Annotated in this window: 22 protein-coding genes and 3 pseudogenes; 9 read left to right on the forward strand and 16 right to left on the reverse strand. The window is 67.7% G+C overall.

Annotated elements, in window-relative coordinates; all coding sequences use genetic code 11:
* The first annotated feature begins 9 nt into the window (after positions 1-9).
* On the forward strand, positions 10-504 hold the full coding sequence (locus AVCA_RS23970) for a disulfide bond formation protein B (RefSeq protein WP_269078200.1): 495 nt from the start codon (positions 10-12) through the stop codon (positions 502-504).
* A gap of 632 nt (positions 505-1,136) precedes the next feature.
* Here the strand turns inward: AVCA_RS23970 and AVCA_RS04390 are convergent.
* Positions 1,137-2,024 (reverse strand): annotated as a pseudogene (locus tag AVCA_RS04390) (IS3-like element ISAzvi9 family transposase); the annotation flags it as partial.
* A gap of 76 nt (positions 2,025-2,100) precedes the next feature.
* On the opposite strand from AVCA_RS04390, the gene AVCA_RS04395 reads away from it, so the two are divergent.
* Positions 2,101-3,126, forward strand: a complete 1,026-nt coding sequence (locus tag AVCA_RS04395) for an IS110-like element ISAzvi4 family transposase (protein WP_076611906.1) — start codon at positions 2,101-2,103, stop codon at positions 3,124-3,126.
* A gap of 253 nt (positions 3,127-3,379) precedes the next feature.
* Here the strand turns inward: AVCA_RS04395 and AVCA_RS04400 are convergent.
* The 5 genes and pseudogenes from AVCA_RS04400 to AVCA_RS04420 all read right to left on the reverse strand — a co-directional run.
* Positions 3,380-3,643, reverse strand: a pseudogene (locus tag AVCA_RS04400) (transposase); the annotation flags it as partial.
* Between the two features lie 59 nt (positions 3,644-3,702).
* Positions 3,703-4,097: pseudogene (locus AVCA_RS24360) on the reverse strand (transposase); the annotation flags it as partial.
* 82 nt (positions 4,098-4,179) lie between these two features.
* Positions 4,180-4,788 (reverse strand): 3-isopropylmalate dehydratase small subunit, encoded by a 609-nt coding sequence (leuD, locus tag AVCA_RS04410; RefSeq protein ID WP_012699635.1) that lies wholly within the window; start codon positions 4,786-4,788, stop codon positions 4,180-4,182.
* Between the two features lie 3 nt (positions 4,789-4,791).
* A complete protein-coding gene (gene leuC / locus AVCA_RS04415; protein ID WP_012699636.1) occupies positions 4,792-6,213 on the reverse strand; it encodes a 3-isopropylmalate dehydratase large subunit in 1,422 nt (473 codons plus the stop codon).
* 194 nt (positions 6,214-6,407) lie between these two features.
* Positions 6,408-7,130, reverse strand: coding sequence for a TorF family putative porin (locus tag AVCA_RS04420; RefSeq protein ID WP_012699638.1), 723 nt, complete (start codon positions 7,128-7,130; stop codon positions 6,408-6,410).
* Between the two features lie 239 nt (positions 7,131-7,369).
* Between AVCA_RS04420 and AVCA_RS04425 the strand changes: the two genes are divergently transcribed.
* Complete coding sequence (locus tag AVCA_RS04425; RefSeq protein WP_050764356.1) at positions 7,370-8,290, forward strand: DMT family transporter; 921 nt, start codon at positions 7,370-7,372, stop codon at positions 8,288-8,290.
* Here AVCA_RS04425 and AVCA_RS04430 read toward each other — a convergent pair.
* From AVCA_RS04430 to AVCA_RS04455, 6 genes are all read right to left on the reverse strand, one after another.
* The gene (locus AVCA_RS04430; RefSeq protein ID WP_012699640.1) at positions 8,264-8,713 is read right to left on the reverse strand and encodes a tellurite resistance TerB family protein; all 450 of its coding nucleotides are present in this window, start codon (positions 8,711-8,713) and stop codon (positions 8,264-8,266) included. The two genes, AVCA_RS04425 and AVCA_RS04430, sit on opposite strands and share 27 nt — an antisense overlap.
* Before the next feature lie 195 nt (positions 8,714-8,908).
* Entirely contained in the window at positions 8,909-9,859 is a 951-nt protein-coding gene (locus tag AVCA_RS04435) for a lysylphosphatidylglycerol synthase transmembrane domain-containing protein (protein WP_012699641.1), read from the reverse strand.
* 290 nt (positions 9,860-10,149) lie between these two features.
* A complete protein-coding gene (gene ureC / locus AVCA_RS04440; protein WP_012699643.1) occupies positions 10,150-11,850 on the reverse strand; it encodes an urease subunit alpha in 1,701 nt (566 codons plus the stop codon).
* A 116-nt stretch (positions 11,851-11,966) separates the two neighbouring features.
* Entirely contained in the window at positions 11,967-12,272 is a 306-nt protein-coding gene (locus AVCA_RS04445; protein ID WP_012699644.1) for an urease subunit beta, read from the reverse strand.
* 82 nt (positions 12,273-12,354) lie between these two features.
* Positions 12,355-12,657 carry an urease subunit gamma gene (locus tag AVCA_RS04450; RefSeq protein ID WP_012699645.1) on the reverse strand — a complete coding sequence of 101 codons (303 nt, stop codon included), beginning with the start codon at positions 12,655-12,657 and terminating at the stop codon, positions 12,355-12,357.
* On the reverse strand, positions 12,658-13,497 hold the full coding sequence (locus AVCA_RS04455) for an urease accessory protein UreD (protein WP_012699646.1): 840 nt from the start codon (positions 13,495-13,497) through the stop codon (positions 12,658-12,660).
* Between the two features lie 361 nt (positions 13,498-13,858).
* On the opposite strand from AVCA_RS04455, the gene AVCA_RS04460 reads away from it, so the two are divergent.
* From AVCA_RS04460 to AVCA_RS04470, 3 genes are all read left to right on the forward strand, one after another.
* Positions 13,859-15,253 carry an ethanolamine ammonia-lyase subunit EutB gene (locus tag AVCA_RS04460; protein WP_012699647.1) on the forward strand — a complete coding sequence of 465 codons (1,395 nt, stop codon included), beginning with the start codon at positions 13,859-13,861 and terminating at the stop codon, positions 15,251-15,253.
* Positions 15,254-15,414: 161 nt separating this feature from the next.
* Positions 15,415-16,227, forward strand: a complete 813-nt coding sequence (gene eutC, locus AVCA_RS04465; RefSeq protein ID WP_012699648.1) for an ethanolamine ammonia-lyase subunit EutC — start codon at positions 15,415-15,417, stop codon at positions 16,225-16,227.
* 61 nt (positions 16,228-16,288) lie between these two features.
* Complete coding sequence (locus tag AVCA_RS04470; RefSeq protein WP_012699649.1) at positions 16,289-16,921, forward strand: pseudouridine synthase; 633 nt, start codon at positions 16,289-16,291, stop codon at positions 16,919-16,921.
* 12 nt (positions 16,922-16,933) lie between these two features.
* Here AVCA_RS04470 and AVCA_RS04475 read toward each other — a convergent pair whose 3' ends face one another.
* The 4 genes from AVCA_RS04475 to AVCA_RS04490 form a co-directional block, all read right to left on the reverse strand.
* Complete coding sequence (locus AVCA_RS04475) at positions 16,934-17,137, reverse strand: DUF2788 domain-containing protein (protein WP_012699650.1); 204 nt, start codon at positions 17,135-17,137, stop codon at positions 16,934-16,936.
* A gap of 59 nt (positions 17,138-17,196) precedes the next feature.
* Positions 17,197-17,676, reverse strand: coding sequence for an Lrp/AsnC family transcriptional regulator (locus AVCA_RS04480; RefSeq protein WP_012699651.1), 480 nt, complete (start codon positions 17,674-17,676; stop codon positions 17,197-17,199).
* A gap of 320 nt (positions 17,677-17,996) precedes the next feature.
* Positions 17,997-18,878 (reverse strand): cation diffusion facilitator family transporter, encoded by an 882-nt coding sequence (locus AVCA_RS04485; protein WP_012699652.1) that lies wholly within the window; start codon positions 18,876-18,878, stop codon positions 17,997-17,999.
* 69 nt (positions 18,879-18,947) lie between these two features.
* The gene (locus AVCA_RS04490; RefSeq protein ID WP_012699653.1) at positions 18,948-19,367 is read right to left on the reverse strand and encodes a hypothetical protein; all 420 of its coding nucleotides are present in this window, start codon (positions 19,365-19,367) and stop codon (positions 18,948-18,950) included.
* Positions 19,368-19,474: 107 nt separating this feature from the next.
* Between AVCA_RS04490 and hrpB the strand changes: the two genes are divergently transcribed.
* The 3 genes from hrpB to AVCA_RS04505 all read left to right on the forward strand — a co-directional run bounded on the left by hrpB (position 19,475) and on the right by AVCA_RS04505 (position 24,370).
* A complete protein-coding gene (hrpB, locus tag AVCA_RS04495) occupies positions 19,475-21,991 on the forward strand; it encodes an ATP-dependent helicase HrpB (protein ID WP_012699654.1) in 2,517 nt (838 codons plus the stop codon).
* Positions 21,992-22,057: 66 nt separating this feature from the next.
* Positions 22,058-22,813, forward strand: a complete 756-nt coding sequence (locus tag AVCA_RS04500; RefSeq protein ID WP_012699655.1) for an SDR family oxidoreductase — start codon at positions 22,058-22,060, stop codon at positions 22,811-22,813.
* Positions 22,814-23,065: 252 nt separating this feature from the next.
* Positions 23,066-24,370, forward strand: a complete 1,305-nt coding sequence (locus tag AVCA_RS04505; RefSeq protein WP_012699656.1) for a DEAD/DEAH box helicase — start codon at positions 23,066-23,068, stop codon at positions 24,368-24,370.
* Positions 24,371-24,386 lie beyond the last annotated feature (16 nt).

Raw genomic sequence — 24,386 nt, forward strand, 5'->3', positions numbered from 1 at the left:
AAATTAATGATGCTGTATTTTCGATTTGTTTCGGCTGGCTGCTCGGTAATTATGATTTTTTCCTTATGCTTTGCTTTTTACTTGGAGTACTATTTATTATTGGAGCCCTGTCCACTCTGCATAATTCAGAGGGTATTTTTTTTACTATCTGCACTCGGTCTTGTGGCCTTCGTGTTTTGGCCGAAGTCTTATTGGTTGTTGTCAACAATTCTATGGTTACTAGTAGGAGCAATTGTTGCCGGAAGACACGTTTGGATTACTTACCTACCTGCAGAGTCTTTGGGTGGCTGTTTGCCTGGACTAAGCTACATGATTGAGGCATTTCCGGTCATCGACTCATTACAGCTTATATTTTCTGGTAGTGTTGACTGCGCAGAGGTTACCTGGACATTACTGAGTCTCTCCATTCCAGAGTGGTCACTATTGATTTTCACGCTTATCTTGTGTGTAACATTGTTTCTTTTGTATTTCTATAAGCTGCAAATTATAAATCAGCACGAGTAAGGAGTCTCGGTAAAATGATATGCTTTGATGAGTTAATTTGATGTTTGTATATGGTCAAGCTCTCTTGCGTAAGCAAATATAAGAGCGATCAATAATGAACTCTTCTTTCCGCCGAGGATTTCCTTTTCGCCGCACCGGTGGCCACGACCATCGAACTGGCCGCTGTCGTGCAGCCTGAGCAGGTTGGTTGAGGGGAGGGGATTTGAAAGGGCGTCTGCCAGAGGGGACGCCTTTCAGCCAAATGGCTCTGCAAGTCCTGCTTCGGGGCATTCGGTAGTGCGGTGTTCTGCTGATAAAAACGAGCAATTGCGGGAAGACAATGAGTTTCATCCTGAGTCGAGCGAGAGGACGTGTGCACTGACGAGGCGCCGCATGCCCAACCTGCCCGCCGAAACAAGCAGAAACCGGCCGAAGTGGATGCAGGAAAAGTATGTGATCCATGAACCCGCCTTCAAATGAGGTACAGACCCGACGATGCTGTGCTCCCGTTATTTTCTGGAGCCAGTGGCCATGATGCATCCCGACGCCAAGGTCGAAAGAGTCTACCTCTATCCCAAGCTGGTCAATTTCCGAAAATCCATCGATGGTCTCGCGGCCCTGGTTGATCTTGCCCAGCCCTCGTGGACACAGGTTTAAGCACTCATCCGGGCCTCGAAGGCTTCCGGACTGATGTATCCCAGTGTGCTATGACGACGCTGGCGGTTGTAGTCGGTTTCGATGTATTCGAACACGGTTTGACGCATCTGGGCATGCGTACCGAAGCGTTCCCCATGGATGCACTCGACCTTCAGACTGTGAAAGAAGCTTTCGGCACAGGCGTTGTCGTAGCAATTGCCCTTCGCGCTCATGCTGCCGCGCAGCCGATGGGCACGAAGCAGTTCCCGATAGGCCGCCGAACAGTACTGGCTGCCTCGATCCGTATGCACGATCACGCCTTGAGGCTGCTTGCGCCGCCACAGGGCCATGCGCAGGGCATCGCAGGCCAGCTCGGCCGTCATGCGCTCGTTCATGGCCCAGCCGATCACCCTGCGCGAGTACAGGTCGATGATCACGGCCAGATACAACCAGCCTTCTTCCGTACGCAGGTAAGTCATGTCGCCCACCCACTTCCGGTTGGGCGCCGCTGCCGTGAAGTCCTGCCGGAGCAGGTTGTCCGCCACCGGTAGTGAGTGCCTGGAATTCGTGGTGGCCTTGAACTTCCTGGCAGCCCTGGCCCGCAGTCCCTGGCGTCGCATCGAAGCAGCCACGGTCTTGCGATTGCAGGGCAGGCCCGACGCCTTCAGGTCGAGGCATAACCGCGGAGCCCCGCTGCGCCCCTTCCGCTCGTGGTAGGCCTGAGCTACCAGGCGGTCCAGTTGGGTCTGTTGCTGGCGGCGCTTCGAGAGCGTGCGCGAACACCAGGCGTAGTAGCCGCTGCGGGCAATGCCCAGCACACGGCACATGACCTTCAGTGGAAACTGCCGAGTATGGGCTTGCATGAAGGCGTACTTCACTTGAGGCTCCTGGCAAAGTACGCGGCGGCTTAATGAGATGGTCACCCCCACACCCTGCGAGGGCCATGCTTTCGCAGGGTGTTTCATTTTGGAGACCATCACCATGAGCGACGTGGCACTGATAGGAATCGACCTCGGCAAGCACAGCTTCCATCTTCACGGACAAGACAAGATCGGCCGAGAGGTCTTTCGCAGGAAGTCGTCGCGTCAGCAGATGATGCGGTTCTTCGGCAACCTCCCGGCTTGCACCGTGGTGATGGAGGCTTGTGCCGGCTCCCATTTCATTGCCCGGGAGCTGATGGCCTTGGGGCATCAGGCCAAGCTGATCTCCCCGCAATTCGTCCGGCCCTTCGTCAAGAGCAACAAGAACGACTTCGTGGATGCCGAAGCGATCTGCGAAGCCGCTTCACGTTCCTCAATGCGCTTCGTGACGCCCAGGACCGAGGCCCAGCAGACGCTCTCGGTCCTGCATCGCATGCGGGAATCCCTGGTGCGGGATCGGACCAAAACCGCCAATCAGATGCATGGTTTTCTGCTGGAGTTCGGAGTCAGTCTGCCCAAAGGGTTGGCAGTCATGAGGCGCCTGCCCGGTGTCCTGAGCGAGCGGCCACTGCCTGTTCGGTTAAGCCTGCTGCTGCAGCGCCTGCACGCGCACTTCGACTACCTCGACAAACAGATCAGGGAACTGGACAAGGAGGTTGCAGGCCAGCTCGCGAGCGATGACCTGGGCAGCCGCTTGCTGACCATCCCATGCATCGGCCCCATCACCGCCAGCCTATTGGCTGCCGAAATAGGCGATGGCAGGCAATACGGATGCAGCCGGGACTTCGCCGCGTCCGTCGGTCTGGTGCCCAGGCAGTACAGCACCGGTGGCAAAGCCAGGCTACTGGGCATCAGCAAGCGCGGCGACAAGAGGCTCAGGCAACTGCTGGTCCAGTGCGCCAGGGTTTACCTGCAACGACTGGAGCATCAGCGCGGCGCCCTGGCCGACTGGGTACGCGCCCTGCGCAGTCGCCGCCACTCGAACGTGGTCGCCTGCGCCTTGGCCAACAAGTTGGCTCGCATCGCCTGGTCGATCGCGGCCAACCACACGCAGTTCGAAGCGGGGCCAGACGCCTCGGCGGCCTGACCTTGCCGTTGCGCAGTACCCCGAACACCTTCCAGGTTTTGCGATAGCTGGACAAGCGATGACGTGAACGGCCCACCGGCCTGGCGAAAAACCTGGCGTAAAAATCGGCTTTCGAAGCCGCCGACTTTTTCAGGATCGCCAGGCGCGACTCTCATCGTGGCGCGGAGCATGCTCCAAACGGACGCCGGATAGATTTAGGCAAGCCCAATACTCATCGCTGATCACTATTGCAAAAACGGGGGTGACCATAGATTTTTACGATGGCCAACTCCTCGGACTGTTCGGCCAACAGCCGTTTGAGGCGGGCGTTTTCGTCGGCCAACAACTGCTCGCGCTCGCTGCTGGTCTGGGCCTGCTGTTTCCTGCTCCGCCAGCCATAGAGCTGGGAGGGGGGCAGCCCAAGTTGTTCGGCCGCTTTGCTGACGCCAATCCGTTCGGCCAAGGCCAGCGCTTCGTCCTTGTAGGCTTGGGAGTGGCGGATACGGGTTGGTTTCATCGGGCTTGCTTGCCTTGCCATGGATCACCTCGTTGCAGTGTATCGCTTAACGGGGTGTCCACTGAGGCGGGGCAAGATCATTCGACCTGATTGCGCTTCTTGTAGACCTGCCGATCATATTCCCATGGCTGCAGTCGTTGGGGATTGGGCGGCACGACAGGATCGAAGCCCAACTCCAGGGCCAATTGCCGCGTGTCGTCCCCCTGATAGGCACAGTCCATGATCAGGTGGCAATGCCCTTCGGGTCGCGCCAGCGTGCGCATCAGCGCCCGACCGGCAGGGCCATCCCCGGCTTGCCCGGGGGTCAGGGAGAAGGCGAGGACGCGGCGATCATCCGCGGCAGCCAAATGAACTTTGGTGGTCCAGCCCCCTCGGGAGCGCCCGATGGATTGGGCCCCGTTTTTTTTCGTGCGCCCGTGCCATCGGGATGCACCTTGACGATGGTGCTGTCCAGGCTGACCGACTCCAAGCGAATGGATGTGCCCTGTAGACGGCGTTACCGGCAGCGCACTGCAAACCGCAGCGCCGGGGACGGCGCGCGGTTCATGGGCAAGGGCTCAGGCGAGCCAGGGGTTTTCCTGCAGGTGTCGACGTTCGAAGGCGCGGATCTGCTCGGCCCGCTGCAGGGTGCTGCCGATGGCGTCCAGTCCCTGGACCAGCGCCTCCTTGCGCAGCGCGTCGATCCGGAAGCCGATGGTCCGGCCGTCCTGCAGGTGGATCTGCTGGGCCGGCAGATCGACGGAGATCCGGTTGCTTTCCGGCTGGCCGACCAGCCGGCCCAGCTCGCGCAGTTCGTCCTCTTCCAGCCTGACGGTGAGCACGCCGTTGCGCTGGCAGTTGTCATGGAAGATGCCGGCGAAGCTGGTGCCGATCAGCGCGCGGATACCCAGTTGCTTGAGGCCCCAGACCGCATGCTCGCGGCTCGAGCCGCAGCCGAAGTTGGGGCCGACCACCAGAAACTTCGCGCCTTGCCAGGGGCTCCGGTTGAGGATGAACTCCGGGTTCGGGGCGCCGGACTCGAGAAAGCGCAGGGCGAAGAATACCCCGCGGTCCAGGCCGCTGCGGTCGATGCCCTTGAGGAACTGCTTGGGCATGATCACGTCGGTATCGACGTTGGCGGCGAGCAGGGGCGCGGCCTTGCCGCCGACGGTGAGAAAGGGTTGCATGCTTCAGGCCTCCGGGGACAGCGAGCGGACATCGGTCAGGCGACCGGTAAGGGCGGCGGCGGCGACCATCGCCGGGCTCATCAGGTGGGTGCGCGCACCGGCGCCCTGGCGCCCTTCGAAGTTGCGGTTGGTGCTGGAGGCGCAGCGATCGCCGGCGCCCAGCACGTCGTCGTTCATCGCCAGGCACATGGAGCAGCCGGACTGGCGCCATTCGAAACCCGCGGCGAGAAAGATCTCCGCCAGTCCCTCGGCCTCGGCTTGCGCCCGCACTGTGCTGGAGCCGGGCACGATCATCGCCCGTACTCCGGCGGCGACCCGGTGTCCGCTGACCACTTCGGCGACCTGGCGCAGGTCCTCGATACGGGCATTGGTGCAGGAACCGACGAAGGCATGGCTGATGGCGATCCCCTCCAGCCGCTGGCCGGGTTCGAGGCCCATGTAGCCCAGAGCGCGCTGCAGGTCCCGGCGGCGAATCGGGTCTGCCTCGGCGGCCGGATCGGGCACCCGGGCACCGATGGGGGCGGCCTGGTCCGGGCTGGTGCCCCAGGTGACCATCGGCTGGATGGCCGCGGCGTCGAGCGTCACCTCGCGGTCGAACGAGGCACCCTCGTCGCTCTTCAACTCGCGCCACTTGGCCAGGGCCCGCTCCCAGTGCTCGCCCTTGGGCGCGCGGGGCTTGTCCTTCACATAGGCGAAGACCTTGTCGTCCGGGGCCATGAAGGCACCTCGTGCACCGGCCTCGACGGCCATGTTGCAGACGGTCATGCGTGCCTCGACGCTCAGCGCGGCGATGGCCGGGCCGGCGAACTCGATGGCGTAGCCGGTGGCGCCGGAAGCGCCGATCCTTTCGATCAGCGCCATGATGATGTCCTTCGAGGCCACGCCCGGCCCGAGCTCGCCTTCCACGGTCACGCGCATGGTCTTCAGGCGCTTGTAGACCAGGGTCTGCGAGGCCAGCAGGTGCTCGATCTCCGAGGTACCGATACCGAAGCCGAAGGCGCCCAGGGCACCATAGGTGGTGGTGTGGCTGTCGCCGGCGGCGACCACCATGCCGGGCAGGACGAAGCCCTGTTCCGGGGCGACCACGTGCTCGATGCCCTGGCGTTCGTCGAGCGCATCGAACAGCTCGATACCGAAGTCGCGGCAGTTCTCGGCCAGGTAGGACACCTGGCGGGCGCCGCCCGCGTCGGGCATGGCGGCGCTGCGCAGGGGGGCGGTCGAATTGACATGATCGACCACGGCGAGCGCCGTTTCCGGGCGCCAGACGCCGCGCCTGGCCTCGCGCAGCCCGCTGAAGGCCTGCGGGCTGGTGTATTCGTTGAGCACCTGACGGTCGATGTAGAGCAGTACGTGGCCGTCGTCGTCGAGCGGGCACAGGGTATGGGAGTCGATGTGCTTGTCGTAGAGCGTTCGTGCTTGGTTCATTCGGCAGGGCTCGCTGGTTCATGGGGAATGCAAGAGTCCCGATGCGGGGCATCGGAACCTTCCCTTGCGAGAATATTGAACACTTTTTCGCTATCAATGGCGCATGTGTGATGTCTTTTTATGCGTTTCGTGTTCAATCGGGCCGTACCGTTTCGACGCCACCCGCTGCGGCCGTCTTCGGCGGGGACGGGGAGTCAGAACAGCGGATGTTCCAGCTTCAGCGTCAGCGAGTCGTCGCAGCGGGCGTTCTGGCCCGAATAGGCGCTGCAGCCGGTGCCGCGCAGGTCCGAGCCGCTGTAGGTGACGCCGACCCGCAGGCTGGCCCAGGGACGCGACAGGTTCAGCGACCAGTCGTTGAAGCGCTGCACGCTGGCGCCGTCGGACAGGTACACCGGCCGGTCGAGGGCGTGGTTGGCGTATTTCACGCTCATGTCCAGGTTCAGCGGGTGCAGCAGGTCCAGGTCGAGCAGCAGGGTACCGTCGGTACGCTCCGAGGCCAGGCTCCAGGCGGTGCCCAGGCGGCTGTTCTCGAGGCTGATGCCGGCATACAGCTCGTGCCGGTCCTGTTCCTGCAGGCGCGGGAAGGTATAGCGGATCAGGCCGAACTCGTAGCCCAGGGTATCGTCGGAGGGACGCTTGTAGCCCAGGTAGGAGTTCAGCTCCATCTGATTGGGGCTGAGCACGCCGGCGCTGGGCGACCAGTTGCCCAGGTACCAGCCGCTCGGGTGGGTCAGGTCCAGGCCGCCGTAGAAGGTGCCGGCCTGTTCCTGCTGCACCAGCCCCTGGGCCATGCTGCGGCTCGGCGTCGAGCCCAGCTTCAGTTCGAAGTCGCCCAGTTCGCGTTCGAGCACCTGGGCCTGTGCCGTCACGGCCATGCCGGCGAACAGCGCCAGCAGCGGTTTGTTCCTGCCGATCATCGCGTTCTCCCTGTCTCCGGTCGGGCAGCCAAGCGCTCCCGCCTCGAACCGATACCCCGCGAAAAGCCACAGGATAGCCCTGCGACGGTGGTCAGGCCCAGTCGTGTCAAAAAGCCAGAGGTTCGTTGCGTTCGCTGCAATGGCATACGAAGGTTTTTGCGCTTGATGCTTATCGAGCATAACGCTTAGGCTGCTTTCGTTCCTTCCCCTTCCGTCCGTTTCCTGCCGAGGATTCGTCCTTGAATACCGCCTCCCATCCGTTCCACGGGATATTGCTGATTCTCGCCGCCGGGCTGGTGCTGGCCAGCCATGACGGCATCGCCAAATACCTGGCCCTGAGCCACTCGCTGATCCTGGTGGTCTGGGCACGCTACCTGTCGCAGAGCCTCGTGATGCTGCTGCTGTTCGGCCCGCGCCGGGGGCTGTCGATCGTCCGCACCGGCCATCCTGTGCTGCAACTGATCCGCGGGCTGTGCCTGGTCGCGGTCAGCCTGCTGTTCGTCTCGTCCCTGCGCCACATCCCCATCGGCGAGGCGACCGCGGTGCTGTTCCTCGCACCGTTGTTCATCACCGGGCTGTCGGCGACGCTGCTGCGCGAACGGGTCAGCCGCGGGCAGTGGGGCGCGGTGGTCCTCGGCCTGCTCGGCGTGCTGGTCATCGTGCGGCCGGGCGGCGCGCTGTTCACCCCGGCGGCCCTGCTGCCGCTGGGAGCGGCGTTCTGCCTGGCGACCTTCATGCTGCTCACCCGGCGTCTCAGCGAGAGCGACGATCCGGTCACTTGCAACTTTCTCTCCAGCCTGGTGGGCACCCTGCTGATGAGCGTATTGGTGCCCTTCTACTGGGAGACGCCCGATTCGCACGACGGCCTGCTGCTGGCCGGGATGGGCGGCGTGGCCATGTCCGGGCACCTGCTGCTGAGTCATGCGTACCGCTACGCCAGTGCCGCGACCCTGGCGCCTTTCACCTATTCGCAGATCGTCTTCGCCGTACTGGTCGGCGCCGTCGCCTTCGACCACGTGCCGGACGGCGTCGCCCTGCTGGGCATCGCCATCGTCATCGCCAGCGGGGTGCTGTCGGTCTGGGTGCAGCGGCGGGCGGCGCTGCCGCCGGCCGCCGACCGCCAGGGGAGGGGCTCAGAGGCCGAAGTCGGCCGGGGCTAGGCCGAGTTCGGCGCAGATGCTGCGGCAGACCGCGCGCTCGCCTTCGTCGAAGTTGCCGTCGGAGTTGCCGATCGCGCAGCAGACGCGCACCAGCAGGCGGGCGGCGTCTTCCTTGCCGCGCAGCTTGCAGACCGTGCGCAGCGCCTCGGCGCGGCCGATCTCGGCGTCGAATTCGAACTTGAGGCAGATGTCGGTGAAGGCCTTGATGACTTCCTGGAGATCGAACACCTTGAGTTCGTTCGAGTTCTGGATGAAGCCGATCATCTTTTGCTTTTCGCTGCTGCTGATGCTGCCGTCGGCGGCCGCCACCAGCGCGCAGCCGGCGACCACGGCTTCCATGAATTCACGGTTGCGGAACTTGGCCACTTCGGTGGCGAGTTTCTCGCGTGCAGCAGCCGTGTTGCTTTTCAGCCAATCGAGCATTGGATTACTCCTGATCAAGTGTTGCCGAGGGCGGGGCCGACTATGGTCGATCCTCCGCGGTTTGGCCAGTGTCCCGTCCGGACCCTGCGCGAAGCATAGCCCTGCAGGCCGCGCGGAGCCTGGCATCCGGCACGGGAATGGATATGTATCCGGATTTTCCGGTTTCAAGAGGGGCGTTCCGCTGCCGCGCCCGCTTCAGTTGTTGTCGCCGACGGCGTTGCGGCGGATCTGCCACTGTTTCCACTCGAAGCCCAGCACCACCAGCAGCGACAGGGCGAAGGGCAGCAGCAGGTAGAGGCCGCGGAAGACGACCAGCGCGGCCAGCACGTCCGCCGGATCGAGTTCTGGCAGGGTGGCCAGGAAGGTCACCTCGAGCACGCCGAGGCCGCCCGGGGCGTGCGATAGCAGGGCCAGGGAGAAGGAGGCGAGGAACACGCCGAGCACCACCAGGTAGCCGGGATTGTTTTCCGCCGGCAGGGCGAAATAGATGATCGCCGCGGCGCAGAGCAGCTCCAGCGGCCCGGCGAGCAACTGACGGCCGACGATCGGCAGGCTCGGGTACTCGATGTGCAGCTTGCCCAGGGTCCAGGGCTTGAGCTGGAGCCACGAGCCGAGCACGTAGAGGGCCACCAGCGCCAGGAAGGTGCAGCCGATCGTCACCGAGAACTGCGCGGGAAGGTCGGCCACGCGCTGGATCAGCGAGGGTTGCAGCACCAGCACGCAGCCGCTGGTCAGCAGGGCGCCGAGGGCGAAGGTGAGGGAACAGAAGACGATGAGGATGCCGATCTCGTGGGGCGACAGGCCCTTGGTGCGGTAGGCGCGGTAGCGCACCATGGCGCCGGAGAACACCGAGGCGCCGATATTGTGGGCCAGGGCATAGGTGGTGAAGGAGCAGAGGGTGATGAAGCGCCAGGAGATGCACTTGCCCAGGTGGGCGACGGCGATGCGGTCGTACCAGGCCAGCGCCCAGTAGGCGCCGCAGGTGGCCAGCGCGGCCATCAGCCAACTGCTGACGGAAATCGCCCGCAGGCTTTCGGCGATGTCATCCAGGGAGATGTTGCGCAGTTCGCGGTAAAGCAGGAAACAGGACAGCACTACCGCCACGAGACCGATCAGCGTCCAGATGAGATCGCTTCGTTTTTTCAAAGGGTTGGCTCCTTATTGCTCTCGACGGCCGTCCTGTACGACGCTTCGGGTGGTCATTTCGTGGCCAGCTTAACGCATGGCGCCGCGCAGTATCCTGAAGCCGACCGTCGGGCTCAACCCATTCGCTCGTTCCGACCCGCTCCCGATATCGCGCGACCCCGGCTTTGTCCCGTGGCTGGAGACATCGTGCGAGTCGCCGCCAGGCGCCTGGGACGTGTCTGGCAGGGCGATTGTCGCCGCCGGCGATGATATCCGTAAGACATCAGCACCGGTCGACGGAGGCGGAGGGGTCAAAAGAGGAAATAACGCTGCGCCAGCGGCAGCACCTCGGCCGGTTCGCACCAGAGCAACTGGCCGTCGGCCTTGACCTGGTAGGTCTGCGGATCGACCTCGATGGTCGGGGTGGCGCCGTTGTGGATCAGGTCCTTCTTGCGCACGTTCCGGCAGCCCTTGACCACGCCGATGCGCTTGTGCAAACCGAGTCGTTCCGGCACCCCGGCGGCCAGCGCCGCCTGGCTGACGAAGGTGATGCTGGTGGCGTGGCGCGAGCCGGCGAAGCTGGCGAACATCGGCCGGTAGTGCACCGGCTGCGGGGTGGGGATGGAGGCGTTGGCGTCGCCCATCAGGCTCGCGGCGATGGCGCCGCCCTTGAGGATCAGCGAGGGTTTCACGCCGAAGAAGGCCGGCCGCCAGAGCACCAGGTCGGCCCACTTGCCGACCTCCACCGAGCCGACCTCGTGGCTGATGCCGTGGGTGATCGCCGGGTTGATGGTGTACTTGGCGACGTAGCGCTTGACGCGGAAGTTGTCGTGGCCGGCGACGTCCTCGGGCAGCGGGCCGCGCTGTTTCTTCATCTTGTCGGCGGTCTGCCAGGTGCGGACGATCACTTCGCCGACCCGGCCCATGGCCTGGCTGTCCGAGGAGATCATGCTGAAGGCGCCGAGGTCGTGGAGGATGTCCTCGGCGGCGATGGTCTCGCGGCGGATGCGGCTTTCCGCGAAGGCCACGTCCTCGGCGATGCTCGGATCGAGGTGGTGGCAGACCATCAGCATGTCCAGGTGTTCGTCGATGGTGTTGCGGGTGAACGGCCGGGTCGGGTTGGTCGAGCTGGGCAGCACGTTGGGCAGGCCGCAGGCCTTGATGATGTCCGGCGCGTGGCCGCCGCCGGCGCCCTCGGTGTGGTAGGTGTGGATGGTGCGGTCCTTGAAGGCGGCCAGGCTGGTCTCGACGAAGCCGGACTCGTTGAGGGTGTCGGTATGGATCGCCACCTGCACGTCGTAACGGTCGGCCACGGACAGGCAGTTGTCGATGGCCGCCGGGGTGGTGCCCCAGTCCTCGTGCAGCTTGAGGCCGATGGCGCCGGCTTCGATCTGCTCGGCCAGGGGGCCCGGCAGGCTGGCGTTGCCCTTGCCGGTGAAGCCCAGGTTCATCGGGAAGGCGTCGGCGGCCTGCAGCATGCGCGCGATGTGCCAGGGACCGGGCGTGACGGTGGTGGCGTTGGTGCCGGTGGCCGGTCCCGTGCCGCCGCCGATCATGGTGGTGATGCCGCTCATCAGCGCCTCTTCGATCTGCTGCGGGCAGATGAAGTGGATGTGGCTGTCGATGCCGCCGGCGGTGAGGATCATGCCCTCGCCGGCGATCACCTCGGTGGCGGCGCCGACGGCGATGGTCACCCCCGGCTGGATGTCCGGGTTGCCGGCCTTGCCGATGGCGGCGATGCGCCCGTCCTTGAGGCCGACGTCGGCCTTGACGATGCCCCAGTGGTCGAGGATCAGCGCGTTGGTGATCAGGGTGTCGACCACCGCGGCGCTCTCCAACTGGCCCTGGCCCATGCCGTCGCGGATCACCTTGCCGCCGCCGAACTTCACTTCCTCGCCGTAGACGGTGAAGTCCTGCTCCACCTCGATCCACAACTCGGTGTCGGCCAGGCGCACCCGGTCGCCGAGCGTGGGGCCGAACATGTCAGCGTAGGCTTGTCTGCTGATTTTCATGGCGTTCGTTCCTGTCTGTAGGGTGGACAACGCTCTGCTTGTCCACCGCGTTTTCCGTGAGCGGTGGAAAAGCCTGCGGCGTTTTCCACCCTACGCAAAGGTATGGGGAGGGACGGCTACAGTTCGCCCATCACCCGCCCGGCGAAGCCGTAGACGCGGCGCAGGCCGGCCAGCTCGACCAGCTCGACCTCGCGGCTCTGCCCCGGCTCGAAGCGCACTGCGGTGCCGGCCGGGATGTTCAGGCGCATGCCGCGGGCCAGGGCGCGGTCGAAGACGAGGGCGTCGTTGGTCTCGAAGAAGTGGTAGTGCGAGCCGACCTGGATCGGCCGGTCGCCGCTGTTGGCCACGTTCAGGGTCAGCGTGCGGCGGCCGGCGTTGAGTTCGATCTCGCCGTCCTGGATCTGGTATTCGCCGGGGATCATATGGGGACTCCTGTGTCGGTATCCGGGCCGGAGGTGGCGTTCGCCCCTCGGCCCGCCCCTCTCGCGGAGGGAGAGGAAGTTGTCAGGCGATCGGTTGGTGCACGGTCACCAGCTTGGTGCCGTCGGGGAAGGTGGCTTCGATCTGGATCTCCGGAATCATTTCCGGCACGCCCTCCATCACCTGGTCGCGGCTGAGCAGGGTGGTGCCGATGTGCATCAGCTCGGCCACCGTGTGGCCGTCGCGGGCGCCCTCGAGCAGGGCGGCGGAGATGTAGGCCACTGCTTCCGGGTGGTTGAGCCTGAGGCCGCGGGCCAGGCGCCGCTCGGCCAGCAGGCCGGCGGTGAAGATCAGCAGCTTGTCTTTCTCGCGGGGGGTCAGATCCATTCAGGTGCTCCAGATTCGGGGGGGAAGGGCGTCGCGGCCGAGCAGGGCGGGGCGCAGCAGGCGCCATAAATCGATCAGCCAGGCGCGGGCGTCCAGTGCCTGGTCGGCCAGGCAGCGGCCGACCAGCAGATCCGGCAGTTGGGTGAGGTCGCCGCGCACCCGTCCGGGCAGTTCGCGACAGCGCGCCAGCAGTTCGGCGTCGATCTCGCCGCTGGCCAGCAGGGTGGCGAACACCGGCGCGCCGTCCAGGCCGACCGGCGAGTCGAGCAGGCCGTCGCCGCCGTCCAGGCACTGGCGCTCGTGCCAGAGCAGGCGGCCGTCGCGGCGGATGTCCAGGGCGGCGCGGTAGCGGCCGGCGGCGAAGCGCTCGCCGCTGGCCGGGCGGCCGAGGGCGACGATGTCCCAGTGGAACAGCCGGGCGTCGCCCTCCAGTTCGATCCGCGTGGCCAGCTCGGCCTGGGCGGCGGAGTAGACGATGGTTTCCTGGGGCAGCCATTCCAGGGTGGCGCCGGCCGCCACGCGCAGCCGCAGCCGCTGGGTGGCCGGCGCGGCGGCGCGGTACCACTTGGCCGCGCCGGGGCTGGTCAGTTGCGCCCAGGCGCCGCTGCCGACCTCGGCGGCGATCTCCAGGCGGTCGCCGCCGGCGATGCCGCCCGGCGGATGCACGAGGATGTGCTGGCAGACTCGCGGTCCTTCCGGGTAGAGATGTTTCTGCACCCGCAGCGGCCCCGCGTGGCGGCGCCGTACCGGGCGCGTGGCATCGCCGGCGCGGGCGTAGGCGAGGTCCAGCTCGGCGTGCCAGACGGGGCTGAACGGGACGGGGGCCGAGGGCGCGTTCATCGGGATCTGCCGTGGTCGAGGAGCGGCCAGTGTAGCGTGGCGCCGAGGGCCGCTCTAGGCTGCTCCGCTCGTCGCGGGTAGGCCGGCCGCGGCGGGTCTGCTTCAATAGCGCCAAGGCGTCCCGTCGGGACGAGGGGCGCAGGGGCCTGTCGACGTTTGGGCGTAGGCCGCGACGGAGGCCCGTTTGGCGCAGAACAAGGAACGAGGAGAGAAGTTTGGTCATTCCAAATGAACGACGAGCGACGCCGTGCTGCGCCAAACGGGACCCGTCCCTGCGGGTTGCGCGGCAACGCGGCTCGCGCCCAGGCGTCGACAGGCCCTAAGGTTTCCGCACACGACCTTTTTCCGGGAGGGGGTTCCCATGAGCGGTTTTGCCCATGCCGTCGGCGGCCAGACCTGGCGCTTCGACAGTCTTCGCGAACTGCTGGCCAAGGCCAGTCCGGCGCGCTCCGGCGATTATCTGGCCGGAGTGGCGGCACAGAGCGACGCCGAGCGGGTGGCGGCGCAGATGGCGCTGGCCGAGGTGCCGCTCGGGCACTTCCTCAACGAGGCGGTGATCCCCTACGAGGCGGACGAGGTCACCCGGCTGATCCTCGACAGCCACGACGCCGTCGCCTTCGCCCCGGTCGCCCATCTCACCGTCGGCGGCCTGCGCGACTGGCTGCTCGGCCCCGAAGCCGACGAGACGACGCTGGCCGCCCTGGCGCCGGGGCTGACCCCGGAGATGGCCGCCGCGGTATCCAAGCTGATGCGCGTCCAGGACCTGGTGCTGGTGGCGCAGAAGATCCGCGTGCAGACACGCTTTCGCAACAGCCTCGGGCTGCGCGGACGGCTCTCCACCCGCCTGCAGCCCAACCATCCCACCGACGATCCGGCGGGCATCGCCGCCAGCGTCCTCGACGGGCTGCTCTACGGCAACGGCGATGCGGTGATCGGCGTCAACCCGGCCAGCGACAGCCTGGAGGCGATCGGCGAACTCTTGAAGATGCTCGACGCGGTGATCCAGCGCTACCAGATCCCCACCCAGGCCTGCGTGCTCACCCATGTCACCTCGTCGATCGCCGCCATCGAGCGCGGCCTGCCGGTCGACCTGGTGTTCCAGTCCATCGCCGGCACCCAGGCGGCCAACGCCAGCTTCGGCATCGACCTGGAACTGCTGCGCGAGGGCTACGAAGCCGGCCTCGGCCTGAAGCGCGGCAGCCTCGGCGACAACCTCATGTACTTCGAGACCGGCCAGGGCAGCGCGCTGTCGGCCAACGCCCACCACGGCGTCGACCAGCAGACCTGCGAGGCGCGCGCCTACGGCGTGGCGCGGCGCTTCCGGCCACTTTTGGTGAACACCGTGGTCGGCTTCATCGGCCCGGAATACCTCTACAACGGCAAGCAGATCGTCCGCGCCGGTCTCGAGGACCACTTCTGCGGCAAGCTGCTCGGCCTGCCGATGGGCTGCGACATCTGCTACACCAACCATGCCGAGGCCGACCAGGACGACATGGACATGCTGCTGACCCTGCTCGGCGTGGCCGGGGTCAACTTCATCATGGGCGTGCCGGGTTCCGACGACGTGATGCTCAACTACCAGAGCACCTCCTTCCACGACGCCCTCTACGCCCGGCAGACCCTCGGCCTGCGCGCCGCGCCGGAGTTCGAGGAATGGCTCGCGCGGATGGGCATCCTGCGCCAGGACGGCGGCCGGCTGGTCCTCGGCGACGAGTTGCCGGCGGCCTTCCGCCCGGCGCTGGCGCGCTTGTCCTGAGCCGCAGCGCGTACATGTGTAGGGTGGAAAACGACCGCAGGTCTTTTCCACCAGCCGGTCATCGAGAAGCCTGCGGTGGAAAACGCTGTGCGGTTTTACACGGGGTGGCCATCCACCCTACGCGAGTCTTGGGAAGAGAATCAGCCCGTTTCGAGGTCGACATGTCCGACAGATCCCCCGCCACCGAAAATCCCTGGCAGCAGTTGCGTCGCCTCACCCCGGCACGCATCGCCCTCGGCCGCGCCGGCGCCAGCCTGCCGACCGCGGCGCATCTGGCCTTCCAGTTCGCCCACGCCCAGGCGCGCGACGCCGTGCACCTGCCGTTCGAGCCCGCCGCCCTGCAGGACGGGCTGCGCCGGCGCGGTCTCGACGGCCTGCTGCTGCGCAGCGCCGCGCGGGACCGCGACACCTACCTGCAGCGCCCCGACCTGGGGCGTCGCCTGCGGCCGGAGTGCGCCACGCGGTTGCGCGACTGGCACGCCGAGCACGGCGGCGGCCGGGATCTGGCCATCGTCGTCGCCGACGGGCTGTCGGCGCTGGCCGTGCAGCGCCACGCCCTGCCGCTGCTCGACTGCCTGCTGGAGCGATTGCCGGCCGAGGGCTGGTCGCTGGCGCCGATCAGTCTGGTCGAACAGGGCCGGGTGGCGGTGGCCGACGAGATCGGCGAACTGCTCGGCGCGCGGATGACGGTCATCCTCATCGGCGAGCGCCCCGGTCTCAGCTCGCCGGACAGCCTGGGCCTGTACTTCACCTTCGCGCCGCGCGTCGGCCTCACCGACGCCGCGCGCAACTGCATCTCCAACGTGCGCCCGGAAGGCTTGAGCTATGCGATGGCCGCCCACAAGCTGCTCTACCTGATGCGCGAGGCCTGCCGCCGCCGGCTCTCCGGGGTGGAGCTGAAGGACGAGGCCGAGGTGGCGCGGCTGGACGGCGCCGGCTCGGGGCCGGGCAACTTCCTGCTCGGCGAGGGCTGAGGCTTGCCGGAGGCCGGTGGCGCCCCTAGCATGGGCGCCCCTTCGAACCGGTGAACCCGCCATGGCCCGCCCAGCCCGTCCCGCTCCCCGCCGGCCCGCCGCTCAGGCGCCAACCCGCCGTCCGGGACCGCCCGAGGCGCCACAGGCCGCGCCGCGGCTGATCCTGTTCAACAAGCCGTTCGACGTGCTCACCCAGTTTCGCGGCGGCGACGGGCGGGCGACCCTCAAGGACTTCATCCCGGTCCCCGGCGTCTATCCGGCCGGCCGCCTGGACCGCGACAGCGAGGGCCTCCTGCTGCTGACCGACGACGGCCGCCTGCAGGCGCGCATCGCCGATCCCCGGCACAAGCTGGCCAAGACCTACTGGGTGCAGGTGGAAGGCGAGCCGGACGAGGCGCAACTGCAGCGCCTGCGCGAGGGGGTGACGCTCAACGACGGCCCGACCCGCCCGGCCGAGGTGCGCCGGCTCGATGCGCCCGAACTCTGGCCGCGCGACCCGCCGGTGCGCTTTCGCAAGAGCGTGCCGACCGCCTGGCTGGAGCTGACCATCCGCGAGGGGCGCAACCGCCAAGTGCGGCGCATGACCGCCGCGGTCGGCCTGCCGACCCTGCGCCTGGTGCGGGTGCGCATCGGCCCCTGGAGTGTGGACGGTCTGGCGCCGGGGGAGTGGCGGGAGGCGCCGGCGCGGTTGTGAGGGGCGGGGTGCTCAGAAACCTTCCAGGCTGCCGATCACCAGGGTCTTGATGACGAAGCCGAGCACGCCGAGGCCGAGGGCGAAGAACAGCACCAGGGTGCCGAGGCGGCCGGCGTTGGATTTGCGCGCCAGATCCCAGACGATGAACGCCATGAACAGGATGAGACCGCCGACCAGGCCGATCATCATCCACTCTTCGAACACTTCGGGTTCCACTGCGACCTCCTGCGGGGCTTACGGAGAAGGCCGACGAGTATAGCGGAGTCGGCTCCGTCTCAGGCGCGCAGGTGTTCCAGCGGCAGCTCGGTGCTCGACTGCACCTGGCGCAGGACGAAGCTCGAACGCACGCTGGCAACGCCCTCGATGCGGGTCAGGGTGCCGAGCAGGAACTGCTGGTAGCTGTCCATGTCCGGCACCACCACCTTCAACTGGTAATCGGCGTCCATCCCGGTGACCAGGCTGCACTCCTGTACCTCCGGACACTTGCCGATGACCGCCTCGAAATGCTCGAAGCGGTCCGGGGTGTGCCGGTCCATGCCGATCAGCACGTAGGCGGTGAGGGTCAGGCCGAGCCGCTTGCGGTCGAGCAGGGCCACCTGGCGCAGGATGTAGCCGTCGTCCTCGAGTTGCTTGACCCGCCGCGAGCAGGGCGAGGGCGACAGGCCGATGCGCTCGGCCAGCTCCTGGTTGGACAGGCGGGCATCGTGCTGCAGTTCGGCGAGGATGCGCAGGTCGTAGCGGTCGAGTTTGCCCATGGCGGATGGCCTGTGTGAAAAGATTGCCGATTATCTTGCTTTCCTGATGACTGATTGCGCAAGTCGTAGTTCATCGGGCAATGTTCGCAATCCTCTGCCGGATTCGCGGGTTTATTCTTTTCCCCACTTCGAGGCCCGGACATCTGGTCCACCCGGCGCGCCCAACCAGGCGCTCCGGCGCCGCGCGATCTTACCGGGTCGCGCGGCATCCGGGCATGCGCCGCCGACCGGGCAGCGCGGGAAGGCGGCGAGACTCTCGCCGACGACGGACGGAGCGAAAACGGGAGGACAGGCGCTGGCCTGTCCTCCCGTTTTCCTTTTCAGTCTTCGTCCTGCGGCGGGTCGGTGTGGACCAGCACCTCGGCGCGCGGGAATTCCGCATGGATCGCCCGCTCCACCGCTACGGTGCGGCGGTGGGCTTCGGTCAGCGACATTTCGCCCGGCAGGCGCACATGCAACTGGACGAACCAGCGGGTACCGGAGATGCGGGTGCGCAGGTCGTGCACGTCCATGACGTCGGGCACGTCGCCGGCCAGTTCGGCGATGCGCTGGCGCACCTGCGCGGGCAGCTCGGTGTCCATCAGCACGGTCACCGCCTCATGGCCGATCTGCGCGGCGCTCCACAGGATGTAGCCGGCGATGCCGATGCCGAACAGCGCGTCCAGCTCGCCGAGGCCGAGATTGACCAGCAGCAGGGCGAGCAGGATGCTGGCGTTGAGCAGCAGGTCGGAGCGGTAGTGCAGCGAGTCGGCGCGGATCGCCGTGGAGCCGGTCGCCCGCACCACGCGGCGCTGGAACTGCAGCAGGCCGGCGGTGGCCGCGAGCGACAGCAGAATCACGACGATTCCCAGGGTCTGCGCATGGAGCGGTTGCGGGTGCAGCAGGCGGTCGATGCCCTGCACGCCGACCAGAAGGGCGCTGACGCCGATGAACACCGACTGGCCGAGACCGGCCAGCGCCTCGGCCTTGCCGTGGCCGTAGCGGTGGTCGTCGTCCGCCGGACGCAGCGAGTAGTGCACCGCCAGCAGGTTGATCAGCGAGGCGGCGCCGTCCAGCAGCGAGTCGGTGAGGCCGGCGAGCAGGCTGACCGAGCCGCTCAGCCACCAGGCGACCGCCTTGGCCAGTGCCAGGCCGATGGCCACCGCCAGGGCGGCGGTGCTGGCCAGGCGCATCAGGCGGGCCTGTTCCTGCGGGGTCTTCATCGGCAGGGGATCTTCGTGGCGACTGTGGGAGCGGGCGGCATCATAGCAGGGCACTGCGCAGGCGGAGCTTCAGGCGGACGGCAGCAGGCCGGCGGCGGCCAGACGTCCGGGGCCGGAATCGCGCTGGATCAGGCGCGGCTCGCCCGCCGGCAGGCGGCGACCGGTTTCCCGCTCGATCAGCGTCTTGAGCCGCGCCGGGTCGATGCGGCCATCGGCACCGATGCTGCGGCGCAGGGTTTGTGGCGCCACCGAATAGCTTTCGCCCGGCGGCAGGTAGATGGCGCCGGTGGTGAAGTCGACGGCGAAGGCGATCACCCCGGGGATCACGTAGAAGAGCAGGCCGATGGCGTCCAGGCCGGCGACCAGATAGTCGATCTGACCCTCGATCTGGCCGCGCCGGTCGGGAAAGAAGATGCTGCCGCAGGCACTCAGTTGGGTGGTCAGGGCGACGGCCAGCAGGCCGCCCAGAATGCGGGTCCGGAGGTGCATGAAGCTGTCCTGAAGGTGGTCTGGGGGCGGGAACTATAGCAAGGCCGGCATGACAGGCGTCCATGCTCCATGCCCCCTATAATCGGCGCCCTGCCGTGGAGTGACCGATGAATCCGCTACCCATAGACGCCGTCCTGCCCGCCCTGCGCGAGGCCCTGTCCCTGCGCCACGAGGCCGTGCTCGAGGCGCCGCCCGGCGCCGGCAAGACCACCCGCGTGCCGCTGGCCCTGCTCGACGAGCCCTGGCTCGAAGGGCAACGCATCCTGATGCTCGAACCGCGCCGGCTGGCCGCGCGGGCCGCCGCCGAGCGCCTGGCCGCCGAATTGGGCGAGACGGTCGGCGAGACGGTCGGCTACCGCATCCGCCTGGACAGCCGGGTCGGCCCGCGCACGCGCATCGAGGTGGTCACCGAGGGCATCCTCACCCGCCGCCTGCAGGACGACCCGGCGCTGGAGGGCGTCGGCCTGGTGATCTTCGACGAGTTCCACGAGCGCAGCCTGGACGCCGACCTGGCCCTGGCGCTGACCCTCAACGGCCGCGCCCTGCTGCGCGACACGCCGCTGCGGGTGCTGCCGATGTCCGCCACCCTGGAGGGCGAACGGCTCGCCGCGCTGCTGGACGATGCGCCGCTGGTGCGCAGCGAGGGGCGCATGTATCCGGTGGAGATCCGCTGGGGGCGCCCGTTGCCGCCCGGCGAACGGATCGAGCCGCGGCTCCTGCAGACGGTGCTGCAGGCGCTGGAGGATGAGTCCGGCAGCCTGCTGGTGTTCCTGCCCGGCCAGGCGGAGATCCGCCGCCTCCACGAGCAGCTCGGCGAGGTCCTGGCCGGGCGCGCCGGCATCCTGCTCTGCCCGCTGCACGGCGAACTGGACCTGGCCGCCCAGCGCGCCGCCATCGAGCCGGCCCCGGCCGGCACGCGCAAGGTGGTGCTGGCCACCAACATCGCCGAGACCAGCCTGACCATCGACGGCGTGCGCGTGGTGGTCGACGCGGGACTGGCGCGGGTGCCGCGCTTCGACCCCGGCAGCGGCATGACCCGCCTGGACACCCAGCGCATCTCCCGCGCCTCGGCGACCCAGCGCGCCGGCCGTGCCGGGCGCCTGGAGCCGGGCGTGTGCTACCGGCTGTGGTCGCAGGCGCAGCACGAACAACTGCCCGCCCACGACGACGCGGAGATTCTCCAGGCCGATCTCGCCGGGCTCGCCCTGCAACTGGCGCGCTGGGGCGTGGAACCGGCCGAACTGGCCTGGCTCGATGCACCGCCGGCGGCCGCCTTCGCCCAGGCCCGCGAACTGCTGGCGCGGCTCGGCGCGCTCGCTCCCAACGGCAGCCTGAGTGCCCATGGCCAGGCCATGGCCGGACTGCCGGCGCATCCGCGCATCGCCCACCTTCTGCTGCGCGGCCAGGCGCTGGGCCTCGGCGATTTGGCCTGCGACGTCGCCGCGCTGCTCGGCGAGCGAGACATCCTGCGCGGCGCCGGCGCCGACCTGCACAGCCGGCTGGCCCTGCTCGGCGGCACGGAGCGGGCCGGGCGCGGCGCCCGGGGCGGCATGCAGCGCGCCCGCCAGTTGGCCCGCCAGTACCGTGGGCTGCTGCCGAAGGGGGGGCAGGAGGCGGTCGCCGATCCCGCGCATCCGCGCTGGCTGGGGGCGCTGCTGGCCTTCGCCTATCCGGACCGCATCGCCTGCCAGCGCCGCCCCGGCGGTGGCGAGTACCGCCTGGCCAACGGCCGCGCCGCACTGTTCGCCGAGCCGGATGCGCTGATGAAGCACGCATGGCTGGTGGTCGCCGAACTGGGTAGCCGCCAGGGCCAGCGCGAAGAACGCATCTATCTGGCCGCCGAACTCGACCCGGCACTGTTCGAGACAGTGCTCGCCGAACAGGTGAGCGTGCGCGACGAACTGGACTGGGACGAGCGCGAGGGCGTATTGCGCGCCGAGCGCCAGCGGCGGGTCGGCGAGCTGGTGCTGGAGCGTCGGGCGCTGCCGGGGCTCGACGAGGCGGCGCGCGGCCGGGCGCTGCTCGGCCTGGTGCGGCGCAAGGGCCTGGAACTGCTGCCCTGGACGCCCGAACTGCGCCAGTGGCAGGCGCGGGTGGCGCTCCTGCGTCGCCTCGATCTGGCGGAAAAGGGCGAAAGCGACTGGCCGGACCTGTCCGGCGCGGCCCTGCTGGCGAGCCTGGAGGACTGGCTGGCGCCGTACCTGGGGCAGGTCTCGCGGCTCAGCCATTTCGCCGCGCTGGACCTGCCCGGCATCCTCAGGGGCTTGCTGCCCTGGCCGTTGCCGCAGCGTCTCGACGAACTGGCGCCGCCGGCCATCGCCGTACCGTCCGGCTCGCGCATCCGCCTCGACTACGCCGAAGAGCCGCCGGTGCTCGCCGTGCGCCTGCAGGAGCTGTTCGGCCTGGCGCAGACGCCTCGTATCGCCGGCGGGCGGCTGGCGGTCAAGCTGCACCTGCTGTCGCCGGCGCGCCGGCCGGTGCAGGTCACCCAGGATCTGGCGAGCTTCTGGGCCAACACCTACGCCGAGGTGAAGAAGGATCTCAAGGGCCGCTATCCCAAGCACTACTGGCCGGACGATCCGCTGATCGCCGAACCCACCGCCCGCGCCAGGCCGCGGCAGTAGGTCCGGCCCGCCGAGCTATGCTGGAAGGTTTCGGCGGGATCGGTTCCGCCAGCCCAAGGAGATGGCATGCATCGCAAGGTCTTCGCTGGCAGGGTATTCGAGCGCCAGGTGGCGCTGATCGGCGGCGGCTGCTCCGACGTCGGCCGGGCGCTGGCGGTACGCCTGGCGCAGGCCGGCGCGAGCCTGGCGCTGCTCGACCTCGATGCAACTGCGCTGGACAGCCTGGTCGAGCACCTGGCCGACCATCACAACTGCGCGGCGCTCGGATTGCCCTGCGACCTGACCGACGCGCAAGCGGTGGAGCGCGCCGTAACGCTGGTCGGCGAGCGTTTCGGCGGCATCGATCTGCTCGCCTGCTGCGCCGTCGTCCATCACTGCGGCGGCATCTGCGACACCGCGCCGGAAGTGTTCCGGCGGGTCATGGAGGTCAACTTTTTCGGCGCCCTGCATTGCGCCCGGGCGGCGCTACCCGGCCTGCTCGCGCGGCGCGGGCAGATCGTCGTGGCCGGGGCGCTGCCCGCCTTCGGTCCGCCGCAGGCCGGCCGTGGCGCCGAGGCCGCCAGCCGGCAGGCGCTGCTCGGGTTGTTCGAGACGCTGCGCCTGGAGGTCGCGGCGGACGGTGTCAACGTGATGCTGGTGTGTCCCGGCCGCGCCGGCGATCCGGCGTGCGACGACCCGTCCGGCGCCGAGGCGGCGGGCCGCTTGCCCTCGGCGCAGGACATCGCCGAGGCGATCTTCCAGGGAGCGTTGCGCCGCCGCCATCTGCTGATGCTGCCCGGCTACGACTGGCGCGCCCGGCTGCTGGCGCGGCTCGCGCAATAGCCGGGCCGGACGGGACGCAAGCAAGGGGGGCGGAGAGGGGGGAGTCTTGCCGGCGGCGCCGGGACAGGGTATGAACATGCGCGCCCGGCACGCTTCCCGTCGCCGGGGTCTGCGCCCGTGTTCCGGCGGGTCGTGGAATAATCGTTTCGTTTCGTCGTCTTCGTCCGGCGCCGTCCCGTTTGCTGCCCATTCTTCGAGCAACCCTGCAAAGTTTGCGGGTAAGATGGCGCCTTTACATACTGGTGGCCTGTCATGACCTTTGCCTATCTTGGCTTGATCAAGCCTCTTCTGCGGACTTTGCCCGTACTCGGTTACATCCTGCCCACGCCGGTGCAGCGCCAGGCGATTCCCGCGTTGTTGGCCGGCCGCGACCTGCTGGTGGCGGCGCAGACCGGCAGCGGCAAGACCGCCGGCTTCGCCCTGCCGGTACTGCAGCGGCTGACCCTGGAGGGATCGCCGGCCGCCGCCAACTCGGTGCGTGCGCTGGTGCTGGTGCCGACCCGCGAACTGGCCGAGCAGGTCCATGGGACCATCCGTGCCTGCGGCATGGAGCTGCCGTTGCGGACCGCGGTGGCCTACGGCGGGGTGAGCATCAATCCGCAGATGATGCTGCTGCGTCCGGGGATCGACGTGCTGGTGGCCACGCCCGGCCGGCTGCTCGACCTGTACCGGCAGAACGCCGTACGCTTCGACCAGTTGCAGATCCTCGTGCTGGACGAGGCCGATCGCATGCTCGACCTGGGCTTCTCCCGCGAGCTGGAAGAACTGTTCGTCCTGCTGCCGGCGCAGCGCCAGACCCTGCTGTGTTCGGCCACCTTCTCCGAGGAGATCCGCCAGATCGCCACCGGCCTGCTGCGCGACCCGCTGACCATCGAGATCAGCGCGCCCAACTCGGCGGCGCCGAGCGTCGCCCAGTGGATGATCCCGGTGGACAAGAAGCGCAAGGCCGAGCTGTTCCTGCATCTGCTGGAGCGCGAGCGCTGGGAGCAGGTGCTGGTGTTCTCGCGCACCCGCAAGGGCGTCGAGCGGCTGGCCGAGGAACTGCAGCAGCGCGGCTACCGGGCCGGCGCGATCCACGGCGACCTGCCGCAGCCGGCGCGCCTGCGCGCCCTGGAGCAGTTCAAGGCCGACGAGCTGCAGGTGCTGGTGGCCACCGACGTGGCTGCCCGCGGGCTGGACATCCAGGGCCTGCCGCTGGTGGTCAACCTCGATCTGCCGGTCGCCCCCGAATACTACGTGCACCGCATCGGCCGTACCGGCCGTGCCGGTGCCAGCGGCGAGGCGATCTCGCTGGTCTGCGCCGACGAGGTCGAACAATTGGCCGCCATCGAGGCGCTGATCCGCCAGTTGCTGCCGCGCCGCGAGGAGCCCGACTTCAGCCCCGAGCACCGGGTGCCGGAAACCGCCCTGGGTGGCGTCATCCTGAGCAAGCCGAAGCAGCCCAGGCAGAAACCGGCCCCCAAATTCGGCGACCGGCTCGACGACAAGGCCCGGCCGGCAGTGGAAGCGGTACGCCAGATGCCCAATCTGAGTACGCCGCCGGACAGGAAGAAGTAGGCCGGTCCGGTGCGCT

Origin of the sequence: Azotobacter vinelandii CA, assembly GCF_000380335.1 — a bacterium.
GTDB lineage: Bacteria > Pseudomonadota > Gammaproteobacteria > Pseudomonadales > Pseudomonadaceae > Azotobacter > Azotobacter vinelandii.

Excerpts from the sequence above, each read along its gene's own strand:
- AVCA_RS23970 (WP_269078200.1), top strand. The coding sequence starts at position 10 with ATGCTGTATTTTCGATTTGTTTCGGCTGGCTGCTCGGTAATTATGATT.
- AVCA_RS04395 (WP_076611906.1), top strand. The coding sequence starts at position 2,101 with ATGAGCGACGTGGCACTGATAGGAATCGACCTCGGCAAGCACAGCTTC.
- leuD (WP_012699635.1), bottom strand. The coding sequence starts at position 4,788 with ATGCAACCCTTTCTCACCGTCGGCGGCAAGGCCGCGCCCCTGCTCGCC.
- leuC (WP_012699636.1), bottom strand. The coding sequence starts at position 6,213 with ATGAACCAAGCACGAACGCTCTACGACAAGCACATCGACTCCCATACC.
- AVCA_RS04420 (WP_012699638.1), bottom strand. The coding sequence starts at position 7,130 with ATGATCGGCAGGAACAAACCGCTGCTGGCGCTGTTCGCCGGCATGGCC.
- AVCA_RS04430 (WP_012699640.1), bottom strand. The coding sequence starts at position 8,713 with ATGCTCGATTGGCTGAAAAGCAACACGGCTGCTGCACGCGAGAAACTC.
- ureC (WP_012699643.1), bottom strand. The coding sequence starts at position 11,850 with ATGAAAATCAGCAGACAAGCCTACGCTGACATGTTCGGCCCCACGCTC.
- AVCA_RS04445 (WP_012699644.1), bottom strand. The coding sequence starts at position 12,272 with ATGATCCCCGGCGAATACCAGATCCAGGACGGCGAGATCGAACTCAAC.
- AVCA_RS04450 (WP_012699645.1), bottom strand. The coding sequence starts at position 12,657 with ATGGATCTGACCCCCCGCGAGAAAGACAAGCTGCTGATCTTCACCGCC.
- AVCA_RS04455 (WP_012699646.1), bottom strand. The coding sequence starts at position 13,497 with ATGAACGCGCCCTCGGCCCCCGTCCCGTTCAGCCCCGTCTGGCACGCC.
- AVCA_RS04460 (WP_012699647.1), top strand. The coding sequence starts at position 13,859 with ATGAGCGGTTTTGCCCATGCCGTCGGCGGCCAGACCTGGCGCTTCGAC.
- eutC (WP_012699648.1), top strand. The coding sequence starts at position 15,415 with ATGTCCGACAGATCCCCCGCCACCGAAAATCCCTGGCAGCAGTTGCGT.
- AVCA_RS04470 (WP_012699649.1), top strand. The coding sequence starts at position 16,289 with ATGGCCCGCCCAGCCCGTCCCGCTCCCCGCCGGCCCGCCGCTCAGGCG.
- AVCA_RS04480 (WP_012699651.1), bottom strand. The coding sequence starts at position 17,676 with ATGGGCAAACTCGACCGCTACGACCTGCGCATCCTCGCCGAACTGCAG.
- AVCA_RS04485 (WP_012699652.1), bottom strand. The coding sequence starts at position 18,878 with ATGAAGACCCCGCAGGAACAGGCCCGCCTGATGCGCCTGGCCAGCACC.
- AVCA_RS04490 (WP_012699653.1), bottom strand. The coding sequence starts at position 19,367 with ATGCACCTCCGGACCCGCATTCTGGGCGGCCTGCTGGCCGTCGCCCTG.
- hrpB (WP_012699654.1), top strand. The coding sequence starts at position 19,475 with ATGAATCCGCTACCCATAGACGCCGTCCTGCCCGCCCTGCGCGAGGCC.
- AVCA_RS04500 (WP_012699655.1), top strand. The coding sequence starts at position 22,058 with ATGCATCGCAAGGTCTTCGCTGGCAGGGTATTCGAGCGCCAGGTGGCG.
- AVCA_RS04505 (WP_012699656.1), top strand. The coding sequence starts at position 23,066 with ATGACCTTTGCCTATCTTGGCTTGATCAAGCCTCTTCTGCGGACTTTG.